This is a genomic window from Aliidiomarina shirensis (genome assembly GCF_003987345.1).
Classification (GTDB): Bacteria; Pseudomonadota; Gammaproteobacteria; order Enterobacterales; family Alteromonadaceae; genus Aliidiomarina; species Aliidiomarina shirensis.
Genome location: NZ_PIPP01000006.1, coordinates 118,969 through 142,034, shown reverse-complemented (window position 1 = coordinate 142,034; position 23,066 = coordinate 118,969). Strand labels below are relative to the sequence as shown.

The 23,066-nt window shown below is 46.5% G+C and carries 26 protein-coding genes; 14 read left to right on the top strand and 12 right to left on the bottom strand.

Going from position 1 to position 23,066, the window contains the following annotated elements:
• Window positions 1-16 precede the first annotated feature (16 nt).
• The 5 genes from CWE13_RS11550 to flgB all read right to left on the bottom strand — a co-directional run bounded on the left by CWE13_RS11550 (window position 17) and on the right by flgB (window position 3,592).
• Complete coding sequence (locus CWE13_RS11550) at window positions 17-760, bottom strand: flagellar basal body rod protein FlgF (protein ID WP_126808809.1); 744 nt, start codon at window positions 758-760, stop codon at window positions 17-19.
• Between the two features lie 100 nt (window positions 761-860).
• Window positions 861-2,045, bottom strand: a complete 1,185-nt coding sequence (gene flgE / locus CWE13_RS11545; RefSeq protein WP_126808807.1) for a flagellar hook protein FlgE — start codon at window positions 2,043-2,045, stop codon at window positions 861-863.
• Between the two features lie 37 nt (window positions 2,046-2,082).
• Entirely contained in the window at window positions 2,083-2,751 is a 669-nt protein-coding gene (locus CWE13_RS11540) for a flagellar hook assembly protein FlgD (protein WP_126808805.1), read from the bottom strand.
• A 4-nt stretch (window positions 2,752-2,755) separates the two neighbouring features.
• The gene (flgC, locus tag CWE13_RS11535) at window positions 2,756-3,163 is read right to left on the bottom strand and encodes a flagellar basal body rod protein FlgC (protein WP_126808803.1); all 408 of its coding nucleotides are present in this window, start codon (window positions 3,161-3,163) and stop codon (window positions 2,756-2,758) included.
• 18 nt (window positions 3,164-3,181) lie between these two features.
• A complete protein-coding gene (flgB, locus tag CWE13_RS11530; RefSeq protein WP_126808802.1) occupies window positions 3,182-3,592 on the bottom strand; it encodes a flagellar basal body rod protein FlgB in 411 nt (136 codons plus the stop codon).
• A 226-nt stretch (window positions 3,593-3,818) separates the two neighbouring features.
• Here flgB and flgA point away from each other — a divergent pair, with 226 nt between their 5' ends.
• The 4 genes from flgA (at window position 3,819) to CWE13_RS11510 (ending at window position 6,072) form a co-directional block, all read left to right on the top strand.
• Window positions 3,819-4,529 carry a flagellar basal body P-ring formation chaperone FlgA gene (flgA, locus tag CWE13_RS11525; RefSeq protein ID WP_126808800.1) on the top strand — a complete coding sequence of 237 codons (711 nt, stop codon included), beginning with the start codon at window positions 3,819-3,821 and terminating at the stop codon, window positions 4,527-4,529.
• Between the two features lie 209 nt (window positions 4,530-4,738).
• Window positions 4,739-5,017 (top strand): flagellar biosynthesis anti-sigma factor FlgM, encoded by a 279-nt coding sequence (flgM, locus tag CWE13_RS11520; RefSeq protein ID WP_241973689.1) that lies wholly within the window; start codon window positions 4,739-4,741, stop codon window positions 5,015-5,017.
• A gap of 30 nt (window positions 5,018-5,047) precedes the next feature.
• Window positions 5,048-5,497, top strand: a complete 450-nt coding sequence (locus CWE13_RS11515; RefSeq protein ID WP_126808798.1) for a flagella synthesis protein FlgN — start codon at window positions 5,048-5,050, stop codon at window positions 5,495-5,497.
• Window positions 5,498-5,514: 17 nt separating this feature from the next.
• Window positions 5,515-6,072 (top strand): hydrolase, encoded by a 558-nt coding sequence (locus tag CWE13_RS11510; protein ID WP_126808796.1) that lies wholly within the window; start codon window positions 5,515-5,517, stop codon window positions 6,070-6,072.
• 17 nt (window positions 6,073-6,089) lie between these two features.
• On the opposite strand, the gene CWE13_RS11505 is transcribed toward CWE13_RS11510, so the two are convergent.
• Window positions 6,090-6,953 carry an ion transporter gene (locus tag CWE13_RS11505; protein ID WP_126808794.1) on the bottom strand — a complete coding sequence of 288 codons (864 nt, stop codon included), beginning with the start codon at window positions 6,951-6,953 and terminating at the stop codon, window positions 6,090-6,092.
• A 239-nt stretch (window positions 6,954-7,192) separates the two neighbouring features.
• On the opposite strand from CWE13_RS11505, the gene CWE13_RS11500 reads away from it, so the two are divergent.
• From CWE13_RS11500 to mnhG, 7 genes are read left to right on the top strand one after another with little or no spacing between them, the layout of a single operon-like run.
• On the top strand, window positions 7,193-9,778 hold the full coding sequence (locus tag CWE13_RS11500) for a putative monovalent cation/H+ antiporter subunit A (RefSeq protein ID WP_126808792.1): 2,586 nt from the start codon (window positions 7,193-7,195) through the stop codon (window positions 9,776-9,778).
• Window positions 9,775-10,206, top strand: a complete 432-nt coding sequence (locus tag CWE13_RS11495) for a Na+/H+ antiporter subunit B (protein ID WP_126808790.1) — start codon at window positions 9,775-9,777, stop codon at window positions 10,204-10,206. The genes CWE13_RS11500 and CWE13_RS11495 overlap by 4 nt, the downstream gene beginning before the upstream one ends.
• 10 nt (window positions 10,207-10,216) lie before the next feature.
• Entirely contained in the window at window positions 10,217-10,564 is a 348-nt protein-coding gene (locus tag CWE13_RS11490; protein WP_126808788.1) for a Na+/H+ antiporter subunit C, read from the top strand.
• Entirely contained in the window at window positions 10,561-12,069 is a 1,509-nt protein-coding gene (locus CWE13_RS11485) for a Na+/H+ antiporter subunit D (protein ID WP_126808787.1), read from the top strand. The genes CWE13_RS11490 and CWE13_RS11485 overlap by 4 nt, the downstream gene beginning before the upstream one ends.
• The gene (locus tag CWE13_RS11480; RefSeq protein ID WP_126808785.1) at window positions 12,066-12,539 is read left to right on the top strand and encodes a Na+/H+ antiporter subunit E; all 474 of its coding nucleotides are present in this window, start codon (window positions 12,066-12,068) and stop codon (window positions 12,537-12,539) included. The genes CWE13_RS11485 and CWE13_RS11480 overlap by 4 nt, the downstream gene beginning before the upstream one ends.
• A gap of 20 nt (window positions 12,540-12,559) precedes the next feature.
• Window positions 12,560-12,829, top strand: coding sequence for an MrpF/PhaF family protein (locus tag CWE13_RS11475; RefSeq protein WP_007419484.1), 270 nt, complete (start codon window positions 12,560-12,562; stop codon window positions 12,827-12,829).
• Complete coding sequence (mnhG, locus tag CWE13_RS11470) at window positions 12,822-13,265, top strand: monovalent cation/H(+) antiporter subunit G (protein ID WP_126808783.1); 444 nt, start codon at window positions 12,822-12,824, stop codon at window positions 13,263-13,265. Before CWE13_RS11475 ends, mnhG begins: the two co-directional genes overlap by 8 nt.
• An 87-nt stretch (window positions 13,266-13,352) precedes the next feature.
• Here mnhG and cysK read toward each other — a convergent pair whose 3' ends face one another.
• A complete protein-coding gene (gene cysK, locus CWE13_RS11465) occupies window positions 13,353-14,336 on the bottom strand; it encodes a cysteine synthase A (RefSeq protein ID WP_198677955.1) in 984 nt (327 codons plus the stop codon).
• Window positions 14,336-15,181, bottom strand: a complete 846-nt coding sequence (gene cysE, locus CWE13_RS11460; RefSeq protein ID WP_126808781.1) for a serine O-acetyltransferase — start codon at window positions 15,179-15,181, stop codon at window positions 14,336-14,338. Before cysE ends, cysK begins: the two co-directional genes overlap by 1 nt.
• Window positions 15,182-15,373: 192 nt before the next feature.
• On the opposite strand from cysE, the gene CWE13_RS11455 reads away from it, so the two are divergent.
• Window positions 15,374-16,666: a metal-dependent hydrolase family protein gene (locus CWE13_RS11455; protein WP_126808779.1), complete on the top strand. Its 1,293-nt coding sequence runs from the start codon at window positions 15,374-15,376 to the stop codon at window positions 16,664-16,666.
• Between the two features lie 112 nt (window positions 16,667-16,778).
• On the opposite strand, the gene CWE13_RS11450 is transcribed toward CWE13_RS11455, so the two are convergent.
• Window positions 16,779-17,243 (bottom strand): DUF2489 domain-containing protein, encoded by a 465-nt coding sequence (locus CWE13_RS11450; protein ID WP_126808777.1) that lies wholly within the window; start codon window positions 17,241-17,243, stop codon window positions 16,779-16,781.
• Window positions 17,244-17,246: 3 nt separating this feature from the next.
• Window positions 17,247-17,750, bottom strand: coding sequence for a Der GTPase-activating protein YihI (gene yihI / locus CWE13_RS11445; protein WP_157980967.1), 504 nt, complete (start codon window positions 17,748-17,750; stop codon window positions 17,247-17,249).
• Between the two features lie 890 nt (window positions 17,751-18,640).
• On the opposite strand from yihI, the gene CWE13_RS11440 reads away from it, so the two are divergent.
• Window positions 18,641-20,401, top strand: coding sequence for a DUF885 domain-containing protein (locus CWE13_RS11440; protein ID WP_126808773.1), 1,761 nt, complete (start codon window positions 18,641-18,643; stop codon window positions 20,399-20,401).
• A gap of 89 nt (window positions 20,402-20,490) precedes the next feature.
• Here the strand turns inward: CWE13_RS11440 and CWE13_RS11435 are convergent, their stop codons facing one another.
• Window positions 20,491-21,396 (bottom strand): DMT family transporter, encoded by a 906-nt coding sequence (locus CWE13_RS11435; RefSeq protein ID WP_126808771.1) that lies wholly within the window; start codon window positions 21,394-21,396, stop codon window positions 20,491-20,493.
• Window positions 21,393-22,034: a ribosome biogenesis GTP-binding protein YihA/YsxC gene (gene yihA, locus CWE13_RS11430; RefSeq protein ID WP_126808769.1), complete on the bottom strand. Its 642-nt coding sequence runs from the start codon at window positions 22,032-22,034 to the stop codon at window positions 21,393-21,395. The genes CWE13_RS11435 and yihA overlap by 4 nt, the downstream gene beginning before the upstream one ends.
• A 177-nt stretch (window positions 22,035-22,211) precedes the next feature.
• On the opposite strand from yihA, the gene CWE13_RS11425 reads away from it, so the two are divergent.
• The gene (locus CWE13_RS11425; protein WP_126808767.1) at window positions 22,212-22,853 is read left to right on the top strand and encodes a c-type cytochrome; all 642 of its coding nucleotides are present in this window, start codon (window positions 22,212-22,214) and stop codon (window positions 22,851-22,853) included.
• Window positions 22,854-23,066: the final 213 nt, after the last annotated feature.

Here is a 23,066-nt window from a genome sequence, read left to right as displayed (position 1 = left end):
CATTCGTTTCTACGAATTAGCCTTGCACGGAAAGCAGGCTATTAGCGCGCTGAGAGTTTTCATCGGCACTGGTAATAACCTTCATTTGCATATCGAATTTACGTTGGTTACTGATCATGGCTACCATGGCTTCTACCGCACTTACGTTACTGCCCTCAAGCGCGCCTGTAGCTATCTTGGCATTCTCATCACGGCCAAGAACACCGCCATCAGTAGCACGAAATAAGCCATCCAGCCCACGTTCGAGCTGTTCAGCGCCAGCGTTTACTACCTTGATTCGGTCGATTTCCGCCAGTTCCGTTGAACGAGCACCCTCGCCTTTCATGGTTATGGTGCCATCGTCACCGATGGTGATTTCAGCGCCTAATGGAATAACAATTGGGCCACCATCGCCCAGTACCGGACGGCCAGCACTCATTAACACGCCATTGGCATCAACGTTCAAATCGCCACGCCGAGTATACGCCTCGTTACCATCACCACCTTGCACCGCAAGCCAGTGATTATCACCCATGGCAATATCCATAGGCCGGCCAGTCGCGTTGATAGGGCCGCTGGTTGCATCAAACATCGGCGTCGACGCCACGGCGGCCGTACGCGTAGCTAAGGAGCCCGGACCATCAATCGGAACCGCTCGAACAGCACTTAATTGCGCACGAAACCCGCTTGTTGATACGTTTGCAAGGTTGTGATTAATCACGCCCTGATCATCAAGCGTTTGCTTGGCTCCGCCCATTGCGGTGTAAATCATTGGATCCATAATCCGAACTCCTAAACTACTTTTGCTATCCGCCGCATTTATTTACCACCACTTGGCAAATAAATAACGGCAGGCAACGTGCACACATACCAAAGTAAAATTAACGCAGGTTTACTGTAGCCTGCAGTACTTCATCTTGGGTTTTAATGCTTTGTGCGTTTGCTTGATAATTGCGTTGCGCCATGATTAACGCCACAAGCTCCTGGGTTAAATCAACGTTCGATTGCTCAACAACACCGGAAGCGATGTTACCGAACTGACCTTCACCCGCTAAACCAATAATCGCCGGGCCTGAATCTGCTGTTTCTAACCAAGAGTTATCACCAACAGCACGTAAGCCTTCCATATTTCGGAATGAAGCTAGTGCTACGGTACCAAGCACTTGGCTTTGCTCATTGGTATAGGTGCCTACAATGCTGCCATCTTCTTCAATCGCAACACGCACTAACGTGCCTGATGTATAACCATTTTGTTGTAAGTTATTAAGCTCGAACTCATTGGCGAACTGTGTTGTACCCGCAACATTCATGGCTACATTCATCTGGTCGGCACCACCACCTGGATTAAACGTAAAGTCATCCAAGCCATTGGTTGCTGCTAGGATACCGTTTGAATCAAACTCAACGGTGCCCGTTTCCGGTGCTAACTCTCCATCACGCGCCAAACGAACTTGCCATTCGTTGTCGGCAACTTTAGTGAAATACATTTGCGCACTTGAGCTATTACCCAGCGAATCATAAACGGTTACCGTGTTCGCATAGTGATAGGTATCAGGATCGTTTAAATTAAACGGAACCGTAGCTCTATCAATAATGGGTGACCGTGCATCCATATTGAAGCTTGCTAGAATCTCGTTGGTTGGATTTGCTTGCAAACCACCTGAAGGAATACGAAGTTGCTCAGGTTGGCTACCCACAGCTGCGTCTGCGGAATAACCTGTTAAACGAGCGCCCGAAGCGTTAATTAAATAGCCTTCGTTCGTCATGGTTAACTGGCCGTTACGCGAATACATCACTTCGTTATTTTGCGAAAAACGGAAGAAGCCGTTGCCCGTTACTGCTAAATCTAACGAACGGTTAGTTGTTTCAAGGTTACCTTCGTTAAAGTTCTGAACGATAGCGGCAACGCGCGTACCCAAACCACCTTGAGAATCAGCGTAAACATCAGAAAACTGAATGCCTGAACTCTTAAAACCAACCGTTTGCGCGTTAGCAATGTTATTACCAACAACACCTAAGTTGTCAGCCGCTGCACGTAGGCCACTTAATGCTTGTGAAAAACTCATAGTTAATCTCCTGGATTAAACCAAAGGTGCTGAACAATCAGACAACTTGGCGAATATCTTCAAGTCGAACAGGTTCAAATATGCCACCGAGGTCCAAACGAGGTCCGTCTGGGTGGCCTGTACTTACTGCAAATACTTGTGCGTAGTTAAATGTTTCATGTGGAACATTGCGGCCTTCAGCATCAGTTGCTTCAACCTCAAAACGATATGCGCCATCAGGAGCAACTGAGCCATTTCCCAATTTGCCATCCCATTCCACGGTGTGCATACCTGCGCCCACATCCCCCATATCGAGGGTTCTTACAACCTGGCCAGCGCCATCAAGAATGTTCACTTTCACGCTATCGGCCGGGCGATCAAACTCCAAAGCAAAAGGCGTTGGCGCTCCTTCACCTACCAACACCCGTTCGCCTGGCACCAATACAGCTTTACCAATCAAAGCTGTAGCCTGCATAAACTTACCTTGCTCAATTTGGCCGTTAATACCGGTCATAGTCTCGTTCAACTGCTCGATACCACTTACGGTATTGATTTGTGCCAACTGCGACGTCATTTCGGCGTTTTCCATCGGATTCAATGGATCTTGATTCTTCAACTGAGCCACGAGCAAGGTCATGAAATTCTCACGCATTTCGGCGCTATTCGCTTGTGAACCTGGGCCTTGGCCGTTCACCGTGTTTAACACCGATTGATCAATCGTATTCATGGGCTTAACCCTCTCCGATGCTTAGCGTGCGCATCATTAATTGTTTGCTGGTATTCATCACTTCTACGTTCGCCTGATACGAGCGTGATGCAGAAATCATATTGACCATCTCCGCAACCGGATCCACATTCGGCATCTGCACATAGCCATCGGCGTTCGCTAACGGATGACCTGGGCGATATTCAAGCCGCCCCGGAGTTTGCTCTTCAATAACTTCCCGAACTTGCACGCCAGTAGGGCCTTGGCCATTTTGCAATTTGCTTTCAAATACAACTTGTTTGGCGCGGTATGGCACCCCATCAGGGCCACTTACGCTATCAGCGTTTGCCATGTTACTGGCGGCTACGTTCATCCGCTGCGATTGTGCAGTGAGTGCCGAGCCGGTGATATCAAAAATGCTAAACATGCTCATAATTCAGAACCTCTTTTCTTATTCTGGCTGCATTGCCGACCGCAGGCTCTTGATTCGGCTGTTCATAAACGTTAACTCGGCTTGGTAGCGCACCGAGTTATCAAGAAATTTGCTGCGTTCCATATCCATATCCACGGTATTGCCATCTAATCGTGATTGCGCCGGAATACGGTATTGCAGATTATCAACGCCTGATGCGCTCATTCCACTGCCACCAATATGCCCCGCTGAAGTGCGCGCTAGCGTTGCTTGCCCCTGCCCGTTTTGTGCCGAGGCCTTTCGAAGCTCACTGGCAAAATCAAAATCCCGGGCTTTAAAATTTGGTGTGTCGGCATTCGCTATATTATTGGCAAGCACTTGTTGACGCTGATCGCGAAGCCGCAATGCATCTTGGTTGAACTGCAGTGTTCCGGTTAATTTATCAATCATGTTGCTACCCTTGTTATCAATTGCAGTTCTCTACTCACGCATCCCGACTTGGTTAATTATTGTACAGGCCAGATAAAGGAGAACTTGGCAGCGTTAAGACTACGATGGTATTTGTCGAGCCAATCGGTCGAAAAAAGCAGTTTTTTTCGCTTATTTCTTCGATTCACACTTCATTCGTGTGTTTATAATGGCGATCTAACAGCCATTGCAGGGAAATAACAAATCGATGCAAGCCTTTGTAAAAAAAGTATTTTTAACGCTCATCGCGGGTGCATTGATATGTGCTCTGATACTGGCGAATACTGCTTTTGCAAATACACAAGAAGTAACCCGCGCAGTACAGAACTTTCTTTATCAAAAAGCCCAACAAACCAATGAGAATACTTCGGAAATTGCAATCGAGGTATTTACGCCTAGCGCACATTTCGGTGAATGTATAAACCCGCAGCCATTTTTCCCAAATGCCAATCAAGAAGCTGCTGGCCGGGTTTCAGTTGGAGTTCGTTGTGGTGAAAATGGCAACCAAGTGCGATATGTTCAGGCGCAAATATCGCTGCTCAGTAATTATATGGTGCCCATTGAGGATATTCGCTCTGGAACCTTGCTACAGGCAGATATGCTGACATCAGCGCAAGGTGATATTGGCCGTATGCGCACACAACCAATAACGAATTTAGAAGATTTAGTAGGGTTAGTGGTGCGCCGAAACCTACGCGCCGGGCAACCAATTCACCAAGAAATGGTACAAGCGCCGGAAATAATAGGCCGCGGTGACAATGTGAAAATTGTGGCGCAAGGCTCTGGGTTTCAGATCGAGCGTGATGGCACAGCGGTAGATAGTGGCGGCTTAAACGATGTAATTCGCGTACGTATTGGGAATCGCAATATTCTTGAAGCAAGAGTTATTGGCCCCGGCCGCGTTACCATAAAAGATTAACGGAAAACATCCCGTTGATAGATACCTAAAACTACGAAATCGCGTACGTGGCCTTGGTTTTACTATCCTCGGTTAAAAGGGCTATGTTAAAATTATGCTAATACTACAAATAAGCTGCGCTTTGGCTGATTTTTGAGCATTAATTTGCTAAAGTTTCCTTATCTTCTGCCGATAATAATTGCAGACCCAAACACACCAAGGGGAATGTTTTGAAAATCAATGGCATGCAGCCTTTACCAGTTACCCCAAGTAGCGAACAAGGCAAATCAACGGGCAAAACGTCGAGTGCAGGCAGTGCAAATCAAACTGCGGAAACACCTGCGGCGGTAACGCATTTTAGCCCAGCGCTTGAGAATACAAGCCAAGATATCGATATGGCGCGCGTTAACGAATTGAAAGAAGCAATTCGCGATGGTCGTTTAGATATTAAAGCCGACCAAATCGCCGATGGCTTAATCGATAGCGTTCGCGAGCTTTTAGATAACTAAATTTAATTATTGTTGGATTACCTGCCCAAAATGAGCTTAGAGAATCACCTAAAGCACCAGTTAGAGCGCATGCAAGCAATGGAAACGTTGCTCAAGCAAGAGCAACTCTTGCTGGGTGAGGGCAAAATTGATGGCGCAGCATTAGAATCCATAGCAAAAGAGAAACAAAGTTTATTCGCCGAGCTTGAGCAATCGGAGTTGAAACGCCGTAAAGCACAGGAGCGGCTAGGCTACTCACTCGATCGTGAGGGCTCAGAAAAAGCCGCAACGGATTCAAGTTGTAGCGAGTTATGGCAAGAATTAATTTTAGCAACGGAAAATGTAGCGCACATCAATGCGTTGAATGGCGATCTCATTCAACATCGGCTGCAACACAATCAGCAAATGCTCAATATATTGCGTGATGCAGGGGGCACCAGTTTATATGGCCCTGATGGCCAATCGAATAAAACAATTCCCCGGGTAAGCTCAAAAGCCTGATTTGGAGCATTCGTAGAATGGTAAAATCTCAGAGCGTCTCGCAACAAGAAAGCCTTCTATTAGTTATCGATATTCAAAGTCGCCTAGCGCCAGCAATCGATCGTGCGCGCGATATCGTACATGCCGCAGATAGACTATTAAACGTTGCCTCTGAACTACACGTTCCCTGCGTGTTCACAGAACAATACCCGCAAGGGCTTGGTACAACCGTTGAGCAACTCGCCACGCACGTTGAAAACGCTACCTTATTTGAAAAAATTCATTTCAGCGCCTATCGAGAAGCTGATTTTGTGCGCTTTTTAGAGCAGCAAAAGCGCTCTCAGGTTGTAATTCTCGGAACAGAAGCTCATGTGTGTGTTTTGCAAACAGCGCTTGATTTACTAGCCGCGGGCTTCCAAGTATTTGTAGTGGAAGATGCAGTTGGTTCGCGAAGAGGCCAGGATAAATCGATAGCCTTGTCGCGCTTAACCAAAGCTGGCGCAGTGATTGTAAGTTCTGAAATGGTTATCTTCGAGTGGCTAGAGCGCGCTGGCACAGACGTATTCAAGCATATTTCGAAAACCTACATTCGGTAACGTAACCGACGATAACCCTACGGATCTATGGTTTCATCAACCTTGTTCGTGGCTTTCGAAGTCGCCAAAACATGCGCGTGAATCACGCTAATTTGCGTTTGTAAATCTTCTACGTGCTCGCGCAACCAATGTATATCAGCCGCTTCCCCTTCCCCTGTTTCTAAAGAATGAGCCGCGCTTTCTTTTTGCATCACTTCGAGCACTACACCTATCATCATATTCAAGAAAATGAAGGCGCTTAAGAAAATAAAGCTGACATAAAACAACCACGACCAAGGATAAACTTCCATGGTTTCATACATAATGGAAGTCCAACTCTCGAACGTAGCTACCCGAAACAAAGTAAGCATGGCCACCGTAATATTCTCCCAGTAAAACGGATTGATATCATGGAAGATAAAACTACCAATGGCGCCGTAGATATAAAAAATAATAAACATAAACAAGGCGACATAGCCCATGCGTGGTAATGCCTTTAAGAACGCATTCATCAACATGCGTAATTCCGGAACGATAGAAACAAGGCGCAGCACTCGGAATACTCGCAATAACCGAGCAAGAAGCACGCTTTGCCCGCCATCAACTGGAATTAAGCTCGCCACCACGATAACGAAATCGAACACATTCCAACCCGATTTAAAGAAGTTAAGAAAACGGCGTTCTGCGAGCATACGGATTGCAATTTCAATCACAAAGAAAACGGTAACGCCCCAATCTAGGTAATCCATGATGCGGGAAAAGCGAGTGGTTTCCTCGTAAGTTTTTGCGCCAACGACTAAGGCAGAAAATATAATGATGGCAACAACTACCAATTCAAAAATTTTATTGCTGCGCAAGCGCACAAAACTTGCTTGCCAATTACTGTAGTTTGCCTTTTCCATTAAAATAATTCCGCCTAGTGCACGATGTTACGCCGTTGAGTATTGAACAGGATGTTGGGCCAATTTAAGATAAAAACAAGCGAACATAACAGTTTTTTACATCGGCAAACACTGGAAATTCGGTTAATAGCCAACGAGTTCACTTCACTCAATTTATGAAATTATGCTAGATTACATGGTTCAATTGCTGGAATACTCGGTAACCCATTGATTTCTCGTTAAGCTGGAGAGGACAAACCATGCAACTTGCCGTACTGGTGATATACCTTGCAGCATTAATTACGCCTTGGCTGTTTGTGCAGCACCAACATCGCACAGCCTATATTATGGCGCTGGTGCCGGCTGTACTTACCATTTGGTTTGCTACTCATATTCCGCTTGTTGCTGGTGGTGAAGTATTGATCCATGAATATCAATGGATCCCCGGCCTCGATATTTCCTTAACCATGGTACTCGATGGGCTATCGCTCATGTTTGCCTTGCTCATTTGCGGTATCGGAACACTCATTGTTTTGTATGCCGGCGCCTATTTGAAAGGAAACCCAGCACAAAATCGTTTTCTCGTTATTTTACTTGCCTTCATGGGCTCAATGCTCGGCTTAGTGCTGGCCGATAACCTGATTACCTTGTTCGTGTTCTGGGAATTAACCAGCATTACTTCGTATATGCTTATCGGCTTTAATCATCAAAGTGCCGAAGCTCGGAAAGCAGCGCTGCAAGGGCTTATTGTTACCGTGGCTGGTGGTTTGGCGCTACTCTGTGGCCTCGTAATGCTCGCCTCAATAGCCGGCTCCTATTCCATTCAAGAAATATTAGGTTCGTCTGAAGCCCTTACCGAACACCCTTTATTCGTTGGCATGCTGATTTGTTTGTTGCTGGGCGCATTTACGAAATCAGCCCAATTCCCGTTTCATTTTTGGTTACCGAACGCCATGGCAGCGCCAACACCGGTAAGTGCCTATTTACATTCGGCAACCATGGTAAAAGCAGGTATTTATTTGCTTGCGCGGTTACAGCCAGAACTTGGCGAAAGTGGCTTATGGACCATTCTACTTAGTAGTTTCGGCGCGATGACCATGCTTACCGGTGCCTTTATGGCGGTACGCAGCACCGATTTGAAAAAACTACTCGCTTACTCAACCATTATGGCGCTAGGTACATTAACGCTCCTTATCGGAATAGGTACCGAAACCGCTATGATTGCCTTTGCGGCGTATTTATTAGCGCACTCTTTGTACAAAGGCGCGCTATTTATGCTTGCTGGTATCGTTGACCATGAAGCAGGTAGCCGCGATGTTACTTTGCTCGGCGGCCTCCGGAAAAATCTTCCATTAACCGCCATTTTAGTAGCCGTAGCCGCGCTCTCGTTAGCAGGTATTCCACCGCTATTCGGATTCGTGGCGAAAGAGTTATTGTTAGAATCAATGCTAGGTGGTGCTTTCCATAGCTTTATTTATGTATTCGTTATGGTGGCCTCTATCTTTGTGGTAACCGTAGCCTCGGTAATCGCTTTACGTCCGTTTTTTGGCACGTTCAAAGCGCCTAAAGAAAAAGAAAAAATTCACGAGCCACCAATAGCCATGCTGGCTGGCCCCGTTGTTTTAGTATTCCTGTCACTTGTGGCTGGTATCATTCCTGGCACCGTAGGTAGCTGGGTAACCCTACCTGCTTCCACCGCTGTAGCCGGCGGTGTTGTTGAAGGTTATTTAGCGCTTTGGCATGGCTTAAACCTTCCGCTTTTACTCTCAGGAATCAGTATTGCCGTTGGTTTAGTGCTATTTAAATATTGGGATGCATTCCGGAGCCGCTTACAAGTGCTCGATCCGATTATCGCTCGCGGTCCGGAACGCGGATATTTTTGGTTCATGGATGCAATCGTATGGGTAGCGGAGTGGCAAACCCGAATATTACAAAACGGGTCGATGCGAAATTATTTACGCACAATCGTACTTGTGTTCGTTGGCCTCACGGGCTACACGCTACTCACTCGTTATCAGCTGCATTGGAATTGGGACGTAAACCTCTACTTCCATGAACTGGTAACCGTTGGTATTTTGGTAGCTGCGGCAATTGCCGCCTGCATCACCCATTCGCGCCTCGGCTCAGTTGCGGCGATGGGTGCCGTTGGCTTCTCGGTAGCGCTTATTTTTATCTTATTCAGCGCACCAGATCTTGGTATTACGCAAATTCTTGTAGAAACACTAACGGTTATTCTACTGGTACTTGTACTGTTCCGATTACCAAGCTTTTCAAACATATCCACAACTCGAGAGCGTATTCGCGATGCAATAGTAGCGCTTCTGGTTGGTGTTCTAATCATGTTCCTAATCATGATTACCATTGATGTACAGCTGTTCGAACCAATATCTGGATACATGATTGAAAATAGCTACACGTTAGCGCACGGCCGAAATATCGTAAATGTGATCTTGGTTGATTACCGAGCGTTAGATACCTTGGGAGAAATTTTCGTATTGGCCCTTGCAGCAATGGGTGTGTACGCGATGATTAAATTTAATCCGGCTACTTCGCCTGGTTCAAACCACTATGCGGGAACACTTATTTTAGGTGAGAAGAAATTAGCGGAGAAAGATATTATTCATTCGCTCGAAGAAATTCACCAGAAAATGCTGGAAGATCAGAATATTATCTCCGCTGGTGCGATGAAAGACCGCAACGACAATGATGACGACGACGAGGATGATTCGCCAAATAGTTCCTACGATGAAGATCGCGATCACGATGATTCACAAGCGGCTAAACGCAAAGCCGAAGAACACGATGATGACGCTGAGAACGAGGATAAGGAGGGCAAGAAATCATGATGAAACCCGGCACGATTATTCTGTACACTGCGGCGCGATTTTTAGTGCCTTTGCAGCTCCTGTTCTCGGTATTTTTGCTGCTTCGCGGCCACAATGAACCGGGTGGCGGCTTTATCGCCGGATTGGTTGCCGCAGGTGCATTTACCTTATATTTATTTACTTTTGGTTCGGCGGTAACACGCGATTTAATGCGTGTCGATCCGCGTAATTTAATCGGTATTGGTTTATTTATTGGTATGCTTTCAGTATTTCCTGCCGTGTTCCAAGGACAAGCATTTTTAACCGCACAATGGTGGCCCATTATGTTGCCGGGCGGCACCGAAATAAAACTATCAACACCGCTAATTTTTGATATTGGCGTATACCTAACTGTAGTGGGTGCAACAATGACAATGATTATTGCACTCACCGAAGCTGAAGAGCGTTAAGGAGGCACAAATGGAACCAGTTATGGCCATTGCTGTTGGCCTCATGTATGCAGCAGCTATTTATATGATGCTTCGGCGCAGTATTGTGAAGCTAGTAATTGGCCTGATGTTGCTTTCAAATGCAGCAAACTTGCTTATATTTACATCTGCTGGAATGACCCGTGGAGCACCTCCACTGATTCCACCAGGTGCTGTTGTCCCCGATGGCATCGTTGCTGATCCACTGCCACAAGCACTTATTTTAACCGCGATTGTTATCGCTTTTGGCGTGCTCGCTTTTGCTGTAGTACTTATTCACCGGGCGTATAACATACTTCGCACCGATAACTTGGATCAGATGAAGGATACCGATACGTGAGTTTTGAAGTTGCTTTGCCTATCCTTATCCCGCTGCTCACGGGTGCACTGTGCGTAATGTTCTGGCGCTACAATGCCATTCAGCGCGCGTTATCTTTAGTGGGGAGCTTTGCTCTACTTGCTACTAGCATTTGGCTGATGATCAGCGTTTATAACGATGGCCATGTTGTTATGTATATGGGTAACTGGGAGGCCCCATTTGGCATCACCCTAGTTGCTGATATGCTCAGCGCCATCATGGTTGTGCTTACCGGCATGATGGCTGTAGCGATCGCTATATACTCGCTTTCTTCGGCTTCACCAAGCCATGAACGATTCGGTTACTACCCGTTAATGCATTTATTGCTCGCTGGTGTTGCCGGTTCCTTCCTCACCGGTGATATTTTCAACCTGTATGTTTGGTTTGAAGTAATGCTAATTGCGTCGTTCGCGCTTTTAATACTAGGCGGCGAACGCGCGCAAATGGAAGGCGCGGTAAAATATGTAACCTTAAACTTATTATCTTCAGCAATATTCTTGAGCGCTATCGGCTTACTTTATGGTCTTGTTGGCACACTGAATATGGCCGATATTGCGGTGAAGCTAGGCGAGGCAGAAAATGCAGGGCTTATCGATGTAATCGCCGTTATGTTCCTGATTGCCTTTGGTATTAAAGCGGCTGCATTTCCATTATTTTTCTGGTTACCCGCTTCTTATCACACCGGGCCAGTGGCAGTTTCTGCCTTATTTGCCGGTTTGCTTACCAAGGTTGGTGTGTACGCGTTATTCCGCGTGTTTACACTGATATTCAACCAGAATGTGGATTTCACGCACGAAATACTGCTGTGGATGGCGGGTTTCACTATGCTTACGGGTGTACTTGGCGCCGCCGCACAGTTTGAATTTAGGCGAATTCTTTCGTTTCATATTGTCAGCCAAATAGGCTATATGATTCTTGGCTTGGCCTTATTCACGCCGTTAGCCCTAATCGGTGGCGTTTTCTACATCATGCATCACATTATAGTGAAAACGAATTTGTTCCTGATAAGCGGTATTACTCACCGATTACTTGGAACCTATGATTTGAAAAAACTCGGGGGCATTTATAAATCGCGGCCATTTTTAAGTATTTTATTCCTAATACCCGCACTTTCACTCGCCGGTGTTCCGCCACTTTCGGGCTTCTTTGCGAAATTTATTATCATCCGCGCGGGCGTTGAAGCAGACGCTTGGGTTATCACGGGGATAGCCTTGTTGGTTGGTCTGCTGACGCTATATTCAATGATTAAAATATGGGCGGAAGTGTTTTGGAAAAAACTACCGAAAGGGCAAGATGACACCGCACTGGTTGAAGGGAAAACATCAGCATCAACGGTTGTGCTTTATATCCCCGTCGTTTTACTTGCCGTTTGTACGCTATTTATCGGCCTAAATGGGCAGCCTATTTATGAATTTGCAGAATACTCAGCGGCGCAGCTATTAAACCCACAAGGCTATATTGATGCGGTTCTAGGAGGTGCACAATGATAGGCTTCATGTGGAACCTACTTCTAGCCGTAACTTGGGTTGTACTCACAGGTGACGTGGGTGGCATAAACCTGTTGTTTGGTTTATTTGTCGGTTATTTGGTACTCGGCGTTATGCAGCGGCAAATCCCTTCTTTGCGCGGCTATACTCGACGCTTGCCGCGTTTATTGAAGTTCATTGCGTTTTTCTCAAAAGAATTAGTAGTAGCAAACTTAACCGTGGCTTTCGATATTATTACGCCCGTTTGGCATATGAAGCCCGGTGTTATCGCCATGCCACTAGAAGCAAAAACCGAATTAGAAATAACCATGGTGGCAAACCTCATATCTTTGACGCCTGGCACACTCAGCCTCGATGTTTCCGATGATCGCCGAGTATTATTTATTCACGCTATGTTCTTAGATAATGAACAAGAACTGCGTGATAGTTTGAAAGATATGGAACGCAGGGTTCTTGGAATCTTGCGCTAATCCAGAGGAGAAGCATCTACGTGGAAATTGTTATTTTAATTTCATTCGCATTGCTCAGTTTATCGATGCTGTTAATTTTTATTCGTCTATTGATGGGGCCAACCCTGCCGGATCGCGTAGTGGCGCTCGAGTTGTTAGCAACTGTTATTGTTGCCATAACCGGCACCTACGCAATTTTTACCGACCGTTCAAGCTTCATTGATGTGGCTATTGTGGTGGCATTAACGGCGTTTTTAGCCGCCATTGGGTTTGCTCGCTTCTTAGAACGTGGAGGTCCGCGCGATGACTGAAACCATAGTGAATTGGGTAATTGCTATATTCATGCTTTCAAGTGGTATTTTCACGCTGCTTGCTGCAGTTGGTATTTTACGCTTACCCGATCTAATGACACGCATGCACGCGAGCACGAAAGCCGGAGCATTGGGGGTTGCGTTAATGATGATTGCCGCCATGCTCCATTTCAACGATTTAGTGGTCATGGCAAAGGCGTTAGCGGTTATCATGTTTATCTTGATCACCGCACCTATCGCGGCGCACGCAATTGGCCGTGCAGGCTATTTCGTTGGTGTACCTATTTGGGTGAATACGGTAAAAGATGAGTTGTTTAACCGCTACGATAGCGATACGCATCGGCTCCGAAGTGGTTTAGAAACCGAAGAAGAGCTGAAGAAAATGAAAACCAGTAATAAAGATAAACCGCGTATTCGCGTTACCACAAAAAAATGACGCACAAACAATACAAAAAAGCGCTGCGGCTTAACTAAAGCTCGCAGCGCTTTTTAGATTTTACCATTCAAAGAATGAATTGATCCGTTAAGGCTCAAGCTCTTCACTAGTGAAAATATCTTTGAATAATGGCGTGCTTAAGTAACGTTCTGCTGAGCTTGGTAGAATAACCACAATATTCTTCCCTGCGTACTCAGGCATTACCGCTAAGCGATTCGCCGCAACAACCGCGGCGCCCGATGATATTCCCGCAAGAATACCTTCCTCACGCATTAACCGATGCGCCATAGCGTATGCTTCGTCATTGGTAATCCGTTGCGTACCCTTTAATAAACTTAGATCTAAGTTCTTTGGCACAAAACCAGCGCTAATGCCCTGAATTTTGTGCGGCGTATGGGTAAGCGGTTCGCCAGCAATGGTTTGGCTAATTAAGGGGGAATCAGCCGATTCAACCGCCCAAATATCTAAGGCTCTATCTTTTTTCTTAAAATAGCGCCCCACACCCGTAACCGTTCCGCCGGTGCCAACGCCTGCAACAAATACGTCCACCGAACCTTGTAGGCTTGCATCAATTTCGGGTGCCGTTGTGGCCTCATGGATATCAGGATTCGCCGGGTTCTCAAACTGACGCAAATACACGTATTTATCCGGCTCCGCCGCAATCATTTCCTCAACTTGAGCTTGTGCACCTTTCATGCCTTTCTCAGCGGGCGTTAATATAATGTCAGCGCCTAACGCCTTCATCAACTGGCGCCGCTCTAAGCTTGCCGAGCGCGGCATTACAATAGCGATTGCGATACCCTTTGCAGCCGCCACTGAAGCCAACGCTATGCCAGTATTGCCCGACGTAGCCTCAATTAAAACTTTGCCAGGCGTTAATAAGCCATCGGCTTCAGCCCGTGAAATCATGCCAAAGCCAATGCGATCTTTCACGCTACCGGCGGGGTTTCTACTTTCTACCTTTGCATACACATTTGCTAGGGCGCCCTCAGGCAACACCCGCGATAAGCGAACCAACGGCGTGTAACCAATACCGGCAGCATTATTTTCGAAAACGGTAGGAATACTCATTACTTCTCATTTTCCTCATCTGTAGTTTCGGTTTTAGCCTTCGTGCGGTTCTTCGCAGCCGCTTGTTCGGCCTGCACGAAATCATCGTGTTCTAATTCAATTTTCGGTACATCACTGCAAACATCACCGCCCATGCGATTAATCGCTTTGCACATCTCGACAACGCGATTATCAAGCATGTGCATGTGATCAAGCATGCGGCCAATAGATGTTGCTACCGGATCGGGGTTATCTTTCGATACCGCATATGCATCGAAGCCATATTTCTTGGCAATGGCTTCCCGCTGGCTATCTTGTTCAGTGCGCGCCGTAATCTCAGTACTTGGCTTTGCACCGGCAACAATACGGCCGGGGATGCCTACAACCGTAACCCCATCGGGCACATCGCGTACCACAACCGAATTCGATCCGATACGCGCATTTTCACCTATCATTAATGGCCCCAACACTTTTGCGCCCGCACCAATAACCACACCATTACCCAAGGTTGGGTGGCGTTTGCCCGATTTCCAGCTGGTGCCGCCTAGGGTAACGCCGTGATACAACGTACAATCATCACCAATTTCAGCCGTTTCACCAATCACCACGCCCATACCATGGTCAATAAAGAACCGGCGGCCAATTTTAGCCCCAGGATGGATCTCAACGCCTGTTAACCAGCGCGATATGGTAGATATCCAGCGCGCCAGCCAACGCAACCGCCATTGCCACAAACGATGGCTAATGCGATGAACCCATATCGCGTGCAGACCCGGATAATTAGTGAGTACTTCAAAAAAATGTCGCGCAGCTGGGTCTCGCTGGTACACGCTAGCAATATCTTCCCGAATGCCTCGGAATAACATAGGCGAATCTCGCTTAATCGAATACGAATCCAATAAAAACCACTTTTCTATTGGAGCATTTATGCTAATTTGGTTATTAGTATAACGTTTATCAAGTGCTTCCGTGAAACTAGCTTGAAATTACTCAGTAAAATCCACGTTTAGCACGCCAGCAGCACCAACGCTAATAATCATAACTTCTGGAGCTACCTCATGAAACGCAATGTTATTACGCTAATTATCGCCGCTTGGGTTAGTGCCGCCGCACAGCCTGCAGTGGCCGACACATTAATTCATGCAGGCCGATTGATCGACGGCACCGCAAATCAGGCACAAGAGAACGTTACTATTCGCATCGACGAAAATAAAATTACCGCCATTGAAACCGGTTTCACCCGCGGAGCCGATGACGATGTTGTCATTGATATGCGCAATGGCACCGTAATGCCTGGCTTTATTGATATGCATACACACCTTACATCGCAATCGGAGCCCGGCTCTTATATGCATCGGTATACCCACAACGAGGCAGATGTGGCTTTTCGTGCCGCTCATTTTGCGGATTTAACCCTGCGCGCTGGTTTTACTACCGTGCGCGATCTAGGTGATAGCTTTGCCGCCAGCGTAGCCCTAAAAAGGGCGATTCAAGCAGGTTATGTGCACGGACCGCGTGTCTATACGGCTGCTAAATCGTTGGCTACCACGGGCGGCCACGCAGATCCGAGCAACGGTTCACGGCGCGGTTTAGTTGAAAGCCCTGGCCCGATGGAAGGCGTAGTAAATGGCATTGATGATGCCCGCCAAGCTGTTCGCGCACGCTATCAAGAAGGCGCTGATTTAATTAAGATTACGGCTACCGGGGGCGTACTGAGTATGGCTGCAAGCGGCGATAACCCGCAGTTCATGGATGATGAACTCGAAGCTATTGTCGACACTGCACGGGATTACGGAATGCGCGTGGCGGTGCATGCACATGGCAAAGACGGCATGATGCGCGCCATACGCGCTGGTGTTCATTCAATTGAGCATGGCACTTATATGGACGACGAAGTATTTGAGCTAATGAAAGAACACGGTACCTATTACGTACCCACAATCACTGCCGGCCGCAGTGTTGCCGAGCGTGCTGAAATCGATGGCTACTTTCCGGAGCAAGTTCGCGCCAAAGCGCGCGCCATTGGCCCGCTAATTCAAGGTACTTTCGGACGTGCTTATGCAGCCGGTGTGAATATTGCCTTCGGCACCGATTCAGGCGTATATGATCACGGTGAAAATGCTCGCGAGTTTGAATATATGGTAGAAGCGGGAATGCCACCAATCGAAGCAATTCGCTCTGCTACCCTTGTTGCCGCTACGTTACTCGGCGCCGAAGATATAATTGGTAGTATCGAAGTGGGCAAGCATGCTGATATCGTAGCGGTTCGCGGCAACCCGATGAACGATATTCATTTGCTCAAAGATATCCACCTTGTCATCAAAGATGGTGTTATCTACGTGCAGCCATAATTCAGCGCCAACAATCCGGTATTGGCAAAACAAAAGCGCCCAAAGCCGTTAAGCTTTGGGCGCTTTTATTACATTTATGTTTTTACTTTTCCGGTTGCGCCGAGGCATCAACCTAACGCTGTTTTACTCGCTCTTCTTTTACCCATATCACCAATGTTTGCAGATCATCTTTGATAGGTTGCTCGAGCTCAACTTCGAAGCGCTCGCGCTCCAGGTCCATTTTCCGAATCTCTTTTTTTGGAAATTCTTTTCGAGCTTCATGTGTAGGCATATGTTTAATACGCTCATACATTTCGTGAATCGAAGGCCAACGTTCAGTAAAATTATGGCGCTCAGCTTGCGGTAAGTTGTCCAGTAATACCGCGATACGAATACAGCCCTCTGATAGCGGACATTGATCTTGCTGCATCGCCTTCGCGATCGTTTCTATACTCTCGTGTAAATAATTTAGGCGTTTTTTCTGGTTCTTAGCAATACCCCTGTTTTGCTGGCGTAAGCGCGAAAGCAAAACTCCCGCATAAACACTCAAACCGGCAACAACTAAAACGCCAATAATCAGAGAAATCCAAATCAACACTTACTACTCCTTCGAGCCCGGTATCTCATCATCGAGAATATCGTTCTCGTTAAAATCATATTCAAAATTATCGTCATCTTCATCTTCCTCAGCATCTAAATCGATGCCAAGAAGCTCGGCTAATTCTTGATATCGCGCTAACTGCGCATCGAGCCACGCTTGGTCTGCTTTGGTAAGAATATCGCCATTTTCCGCACGATCAAGCAACGCCTGCAACCGAGTGTCGTTTTCCAGTGCTAGCAATTCCTTCTCCGGCGCCATTGCCTTTTTTGGAACCGTAAGCGGCACAGGTTTCTTACTACCATGGCGAGGGTCTTTCAATTCACCTGCAGCCTTTTGTTGCTGAGATTGTGCTTGCGCACCGTAACGGCTACCCGCTGCCTTGCCTTTACCTTTTTCTTTGGTATTTTCCTTAGCCTTACTTGAGGATACGGCTTCGTCGGGTTTTCGATCAGCTTTGCGTAAAGCGAGTGGCCCAGATTTTCGGGTTTTCTTGATTCGTGTCATATTTGTAGGCCCTTGAGGGTGGAGGTGTCCACACTTCATTTAGAAAGTAGTGTGATCATAGCCCATTCCGGCCATTTACGAAATCGCAGGCAATAAAAAAGGCGATGAATACCATCGCCTTGATTGAAACTCGTACCCCCCAAGGGTAAAACCGAGATCGATTGTCGCTGAATCCTTACTATTCTTGTTTTTCTTCCTTGTAAATCCACCTCTTTTTATCCGCACTCTTAAAGGTGCAACTTTTTAACGGTGGAGCTTGTTTAGATTTAACTGCATAAATGCTAACGAACTACTCTTAATGGTGTTTCGGTTGCGCAGTATTTCTTTCCCAAAATGTTTTATTATTATTGTTCTCTCGCATTTACGCTTTTTATTATTATATTTGCGAGAGGGTCGCCTCCTGGCGTTATTTTTGTTCCCTGATGTCGCATTACCAAACTTATGTTTATTGTTATTGTTCATAAGTGCTCTGTAGAAGAGCAGTGGTTAAGTAATGCTAAAACGGTTTCCCCGAAATATTCTTTAACAAATTTTACACGAACATCTTATCACAGCTTTGTAACAATTACCTGCTATAAAGTGTTCTCGTTAACAATGGTTTAGCGCGTTTTTTATTTTTGCTTTTCGCCTTGCACCCCTTGCTAACTCTCACATACCTGCCGCAATAGTGCGTTTCAACGGCGTTAAGATTACGTGAATGAGTTTGTTTCGCAACAATTTAATTGATCTAAAAACCATATTTTTATTACGAAATTGCATTTAAGATAACTTTTTATGATGAATGTTATGGTTTTGCCATGTTTCAGCGCATATACTTCGACTGGTAAAGCACCGTAATACCATGCAAAATGGTTTTTTATCATAATTTGTTACATTTTAAGGAAACTCGCATGCGTAATTCGCCTCCCCTAGTCGCTTTAGCGTGCGCGCTGGTAATCCTTACCGGTTGCCAAGCCGCACCAGAAACTACCGAAGCACCTGAAGTAAATGCCAATACTCAATTTACTGAGCTGGCAGAAGCCGCCTGGAGCTATGGCCGAAACACCGACCCAAACCGTTTGCAAGATATCAGCCCTGAAGCGCTTGCCGAAAGATATGAAAATAGATTGGCTTATTACGAACAAATTGAGGCCATTCCAGCCGAAAGCCTAAGCGAAGAGAATCAAATCAATCGTGATATGTTGCTATACGCATTGAAGAATATGCTTTCCGATTACGAATTCAATATGTATCTCATGCCACTCACAAACGAAACTGGGCCGCACAATCGCATGGCGGGCTTACCGAACAGCATTCGTTTTCAACGCGCAGATGATTTTGATCGCTATTTAAGCTTGTTGAGTGATGTACCAAATTGGATGCAGCAACAAACCGAATATATGCGTGAGGGCTTGGCATCAGGCATGGCACAACCACAGGTAGTGCTGAAAAATTTTGCTGCGGGTATCAATGCATACATTGCTATGGACCCTACAGAAAGTGTTTTCTACCAACCCGCGGCCGATGCTAAACGAATTCTATCTGAGGAAGAATTTGCTGAGTTGGATTTAGAATTGCAAACAGCCATAGCGACACTTGTTAATCCCGCATTCATGGATTTTCATGAGTTTTTAGTTGAAGAATATATCCCTAATGCACGCACAGAAATCGCCGCTACCTCGCTACCAAATGGTGAGGCTTTTTACGCTGATCGGGTGAAACACTACACTACGCTTGATTTGAGCCCGGAAGAAATTCACGAAATTGGATTGGCCGAAGTGGCGCGCATTCGCGCAGAAATGCAAGAAGTGATCGACGAAGTAGGATTCGAAGGTAGCTTCGCCGAATTCATTCATTTTCTCCGTACCGATCGTCAGTTTTACGTGGAAACCGGCGAAGAATTGCTGAAAGAAGCTGCATTTATTGCGAAAAAAGCTGATGGCGTTTTACCGCGATTATTTCATCACTTACCGCGGACGCCGTATGCCGTTGAACCAGTGCCGGCAGAGATCGCACCGAACTATACTCAAGGCCGGTATTCTGGGCCAAGCCGCGATGATCAACCCGGCGAATATTGGGTAAATACATACGCAGTGGAAACACGCCCACTCTATGAGTTAGAAGCACTTACGCTACATGAAGGTGTTCCGGGGCATCATTTACAGATTTCACTGGCCGCGGAAATGGAAAACGTACCACCTTATCGCCGCTCTACGTATATCTCGGCTTTTGGTGAAGGTTGGGGGTTATATGCGGAGTATCTGGGGCTAGAAACCGGTTTCTACCAAGACCCTTACAGTAATTTCGGCCGCTTAACCTATGAAATGTGGCGCGCTGCGCGTTTAGTAGTAGATACTGGTATGCATGCCATGGGGTGGAGCCGCGAGCGTGCTGTTGAGTTCCTTGGCAGCAACACGGCGCTTTCGCTACACAATGTAAATACTGAGATAGATCGCTACATCAGTTGGCCAGGTCAGGCGTTATCGTACAAATTAGGTGATTTAACCATTAAACGATTACGTGCAGAGGCCGAAGCGGCGCTGGGTGAAGATTTCGATTTGCGAGAATTCCATTACCAAGTGTTACGCAATGGTAGTATTCCTCTGGCAACTTTAGAGCAGCAAATTGCGGCTTATATTAGTGCCGAGCAGGCGCGCATTGCCGCCGAGTAATAGCAAAAGAAACACTGATAAATTAAAAAGCCGGAACTACCTACTCAAGGTAATTCCGGCTTTTCTTTAGATGTAACCCCATAATATCGTTAACCGCGAGCAGGCACCGGTTTGCGGTTAGCTAACCACACCCCCACCAGTATCAACCCCATACCACCAAGCTGATAGATGCCGATACGCTCCCCGCTAAGCACGCCGAGCGTCATGGCTACGATAGGAATCAAATAAGTTACTGAGCTTGCAAATACCGTGGTGGCAATTTGCACTAAGTGGTTAAATAAAATCAAAGCGAGTGCCGTACCTACCACGCCAAGCACCAAAATTGCGGCCAACGAGCCCCAGGCCGCTGAAGATACTAACTTACTCGTTACCTCGCCCGGCCCAATGAGATATATCAGCGCTACCGGCAATACCATTAGCAATGATACGCCCGTGATAGTAAGTGGGCTTTGATCGGGTAAATAGATTTTAATGAGATTTAAGTTGGCGCCATAGCAAATAGTGGAAAGTACAATAAACAGTGCATACCCGTTCAGTGTAAGCTCACCGGTAGCATTGAGCAGCACTAGCATGGCGGTACCCGCAAAGCCTATCAACAAGCCAACAATAGTGCGCCCAGTAACCCATTGACGAAATATAATTGCACCCATAATTAGGGTAAATAATGGCGTAAGCGCGTTTAGGGCACCGGTAACACCGCTGGCAATCTGCGTTTGTGCTAAGGCAAATAGAAAGGCAGGAAGTAAGCTACCCGTTAATCCTACCGAGAGTATAACCGGCCATTGATGCCGCTTCACACGATGCATGCGCACAATAGCAAAGGGGGCTAAAAACGCAGCCGCCGCGGCTAATCGCACCGCTGCCACTTCAGTTGGTGTGAAGGTAACGAGGCCCATTTTAATTAACCAAAATGAGCTTCCCCAAACTAATGCCAGTAGAAATAATTTAGCCCATGTACTCGGCGGATACTGCTCGGCAATTAAGGCTGGCTTCATGAATCAGGAGTTTCTTCAGATGCCGGAGCCGCCGGATTAGCAAACCAATGATGAAGTTTTTGTTCGAGTTCAGGCAAGCCACTTTTATTCAACGAAGAGAATAAAATAACCGATACATCGCCGCCAAAGCCTGGAACGGCTTCTTGAATTTGCATCAATGCAGCTTTGCGTTGCCCGCTTTTCAATTTATCAATTTTCGTTAACACCACCAAAACCGGCAAATCACTTGCCACGGCCCAATGAATCAGCTCTTGGTCAAGGTCTTTCATCGGATGGCGCACATCCATCAGCACCACTAGGCCACGCAAACAATTACGTTTTTCCAAATACTCGGAGAGTGCTTGTTGCCACTTTAATTTCATCGCTAGTGGCACTTGCGCAAAACCATAACCTGGCAAATCAATTAAACGCCGATGATCATCTAACGCAAATACATTTATTTGCTGTGTACGGCCTGGTGTTTTACTCGTTCGCGCTAGGCTCTTTTGCCGAGTAAGCACGTTAAGCGCGCTTGATTTTCCTGCATTCGATCGGCCAGCAAACGCAACCTCCATGCCCTCGTCGGCCGGCAGGTGACGGATATCTGGAGCACTGATAGTAAAATGTGCTTTTTGGAAATGCAGGGTGTCAGTACTCACTATAAACCTCGATAAATCTTGAATGATGCCTATTATGACGCATGAATGCACTTGAGCCAACCACAGAACAACGATTCAGACGTTTCATCGTGGCGAGATTCGTGTAAAATAGGAAACTGAATTTTTCCCGGGCCGTTTGCCCAGCCGAAAACAAAGAAAAGACAGAGAAGAGAGCTCATGAAAAAACTCGCGATTCTATGTGGTTTGATGCTGTTCGCCAGCGGAGCAGCAATGGCTTCAGGCTCAGACAGCCTTAGTGGTGACGCAGAAGCCGGGCAAGAAAAATCGGTAACTTGTGCAGCTTGCCATGGTCCATCTGGTAATAGCCCGTCAGGTGATTTTCCTAATATAGCCGGCCAAGGTTACAAATATTTAGTAAAACAACTTATGGATTACCGCACGGGCGTTGAAAGCAATGGCGAACGTGGTAGAAGCAATATGCTAATGGCAAGCCAAGTAGCTAACCTTAGCGACCAAGATATTCATGACTTAGCTGCTTACTACACTGCTCAAGAAAATGATATTGGCGCTGTTGATGAAGAAATCGTGGCGGAAGCGCAACGCTTGTTTATGGGTGGTGATGTTGATCGCGGTATCACGGCTTGTGCTGCATGCCATGGTCCTGGTGGCGCTGGTATGGGGTTAGCTGCATTCCCAATGTTAAGTGGCCAACATGCACAGTACACGAAAGCGCAACTCGAATTATTCCGTTCTGGTGAGCGTGCAAACGACCCGAACGCCATGATGCGCGATATCGCTACACGCCTTACTGATCGCGATATCGAAATTTTATCGCAATATATCAATGGCCTTTATTAAGGTTCGCTAATACGCGATAGCATATAAATATTGAATGAAGAGCCCAGCGATGCTGGGCTTTTTTGTGTTTATTTTCACCAAATAGTGACTGCGCAAATACTACAAGTAGTGGCCATAAAAAACCCCGGCTAAGAAGCCGGGGTAAGAGATGTCCAGGGAAAACATCTTGGGAGAGCAATACGCTCATTAACTATGAGTAGCCATCGCGCAAAA

Bases quoted from the DNA above. Each gene is read 5' to 3' on its own strand.
- CWE13_RS11550 (WP_126808809.1), bottom strand. From the start codon at position 760: ATGGATCCAATGATTTACACCGCAATGGGCGGAGCCAAGCAAACGCTT.
- flgE (WP_126808807.1), bottom strand. From the start codon at position 2,045: ATGAGTTTTTCACAAGCATTAAGTGGCCTACGTGCAGCGGCTGACAAC.
- CWE13_RS11540 (WP_126808805.1), bottom strand. From the start codon at position 2,751: ATGAATACGATTGATCAATCGGTGTTAAACACGGTGAACGGCCAAGGC.
- flgC (WP_126808803.1), bottom strand. From the start codon at position 3,163: ATGAGCATGTTTAGCATTTTTGATATCACCGGCTCGGCACTCACTGCA.
- flgB (WP_126808802.1), bottom strand. From the start codon at position 3,592: ATGATTGATAAATTAACCGGAACACTGCAGTTCAACCAAGATGCATTG.
- flgA (WP_126808800.1), top strand. From the start codon at position 3,819: ATGCAAGCCTTTGTAAAAAAAGTATTTTTAACGCTCATCGCGGGTGCA.
- CWE13_RS11515 (WP_126808798.1), top strand. From the start codon at position 5,048: ATGAGCTTAGAGAATCACCTAAAGCACCAGTTAGAGCGCATGCAAGCA.
- CWE13_RS11510 (WP_126808796.1), top strand. From the start codon at position 5,515: ATGGTAAAATCTCAGAGCGTCTCGCAACAAGAAAGCCTTCTATTAGTT.
- CWE13_RS11505 (WP_126808794.1), bottom strand. From the start codon at position 6,953: ATGGAAAAGGCAAACTACAGTAATTGGCAAGCAAGTTTTGTGCGCTTG.
- CWE13_RS11500 (WP_126808792.1), top strand. From the start codon at position 7,193: ATGCAACTTGCCGTACTGGTGATATACCTTGCAGCATTAATTACGCCT.
- CWE13_RS11495 (WP_126808790.1), top strand. From the start codon at position 9,775: ATGATGAAACCCGGCACGATTATTCTGTACACTGCGGCGCGATTTTTA.
- CWE13_RS11490 (WP_126808788.1), top strand. From the start codon at position 10,217: ATGGAACCAGTTATGGCCATTGCTGTTGGCCTCATGTATGCAGCAGCT.
- CWE13_RS11480 (WP_126808785.1), top strand. From the start codon at position 12,066: ATGATAGGCTTCATGTGGAACCTACTTCTAGCCGTAACTTGGGTTGTA.
- mnhG (WP_126808783.1), top strand. From the start codon at position 12,822: ATGACTGAAACCATAGTGAATTGGGTAATTGCTATATTCATGCTTTCA.
- cysK (WP_198677955.1), bottom strand. From the start codon at position 14,336: ATGAGTATTCCTACCGTTTTCGAAAATAATGCTGCCGGTATTGGTTAC.
- cysE (WP_126808781.1), bottom strand. From the start codon at position 15,181: ATGTTATTCCGAGGCATTCGGGAAGATATTGCTAGCGTGTACCAGCGA.
- CWE13_RS11455 (WP_126808779.1), top strand. From the start codon at position 15,374: ATGAAACGCAATGTTATTACGCTAATTATCGCCGCTTGGGTTAGTGCC.
- yihI (WP_157980967.1), bottom strand. From the start codon at position 17,750: ATGACACGAATCAAGAAAACCCGAAAATCTGGGCCACTCGCTTTACGC.
- CWE13_RS11440 (WP_126808773.1), top strand. From the start codon at position 18,641: ATGCGTAATTCGCCTCCCCTAGTCGCTTTAGCGTGCGCGCTGGTAATC.
- CWE13_RS11435 (WP_126808771.1), bottom strand. From the start codon at position 21,396: ATGAAGCCAGCCTTAATTGCCGAGCAGTATCCGCCGAGTACATGGGCT.
- CWE13_RS11425 (WP_126808767.1), top strand. From the start codon at position 22,212: ATGAAAAAACTCGCGATTCTATGTGGTTTGATGCTGTTCGCCAGCGGA.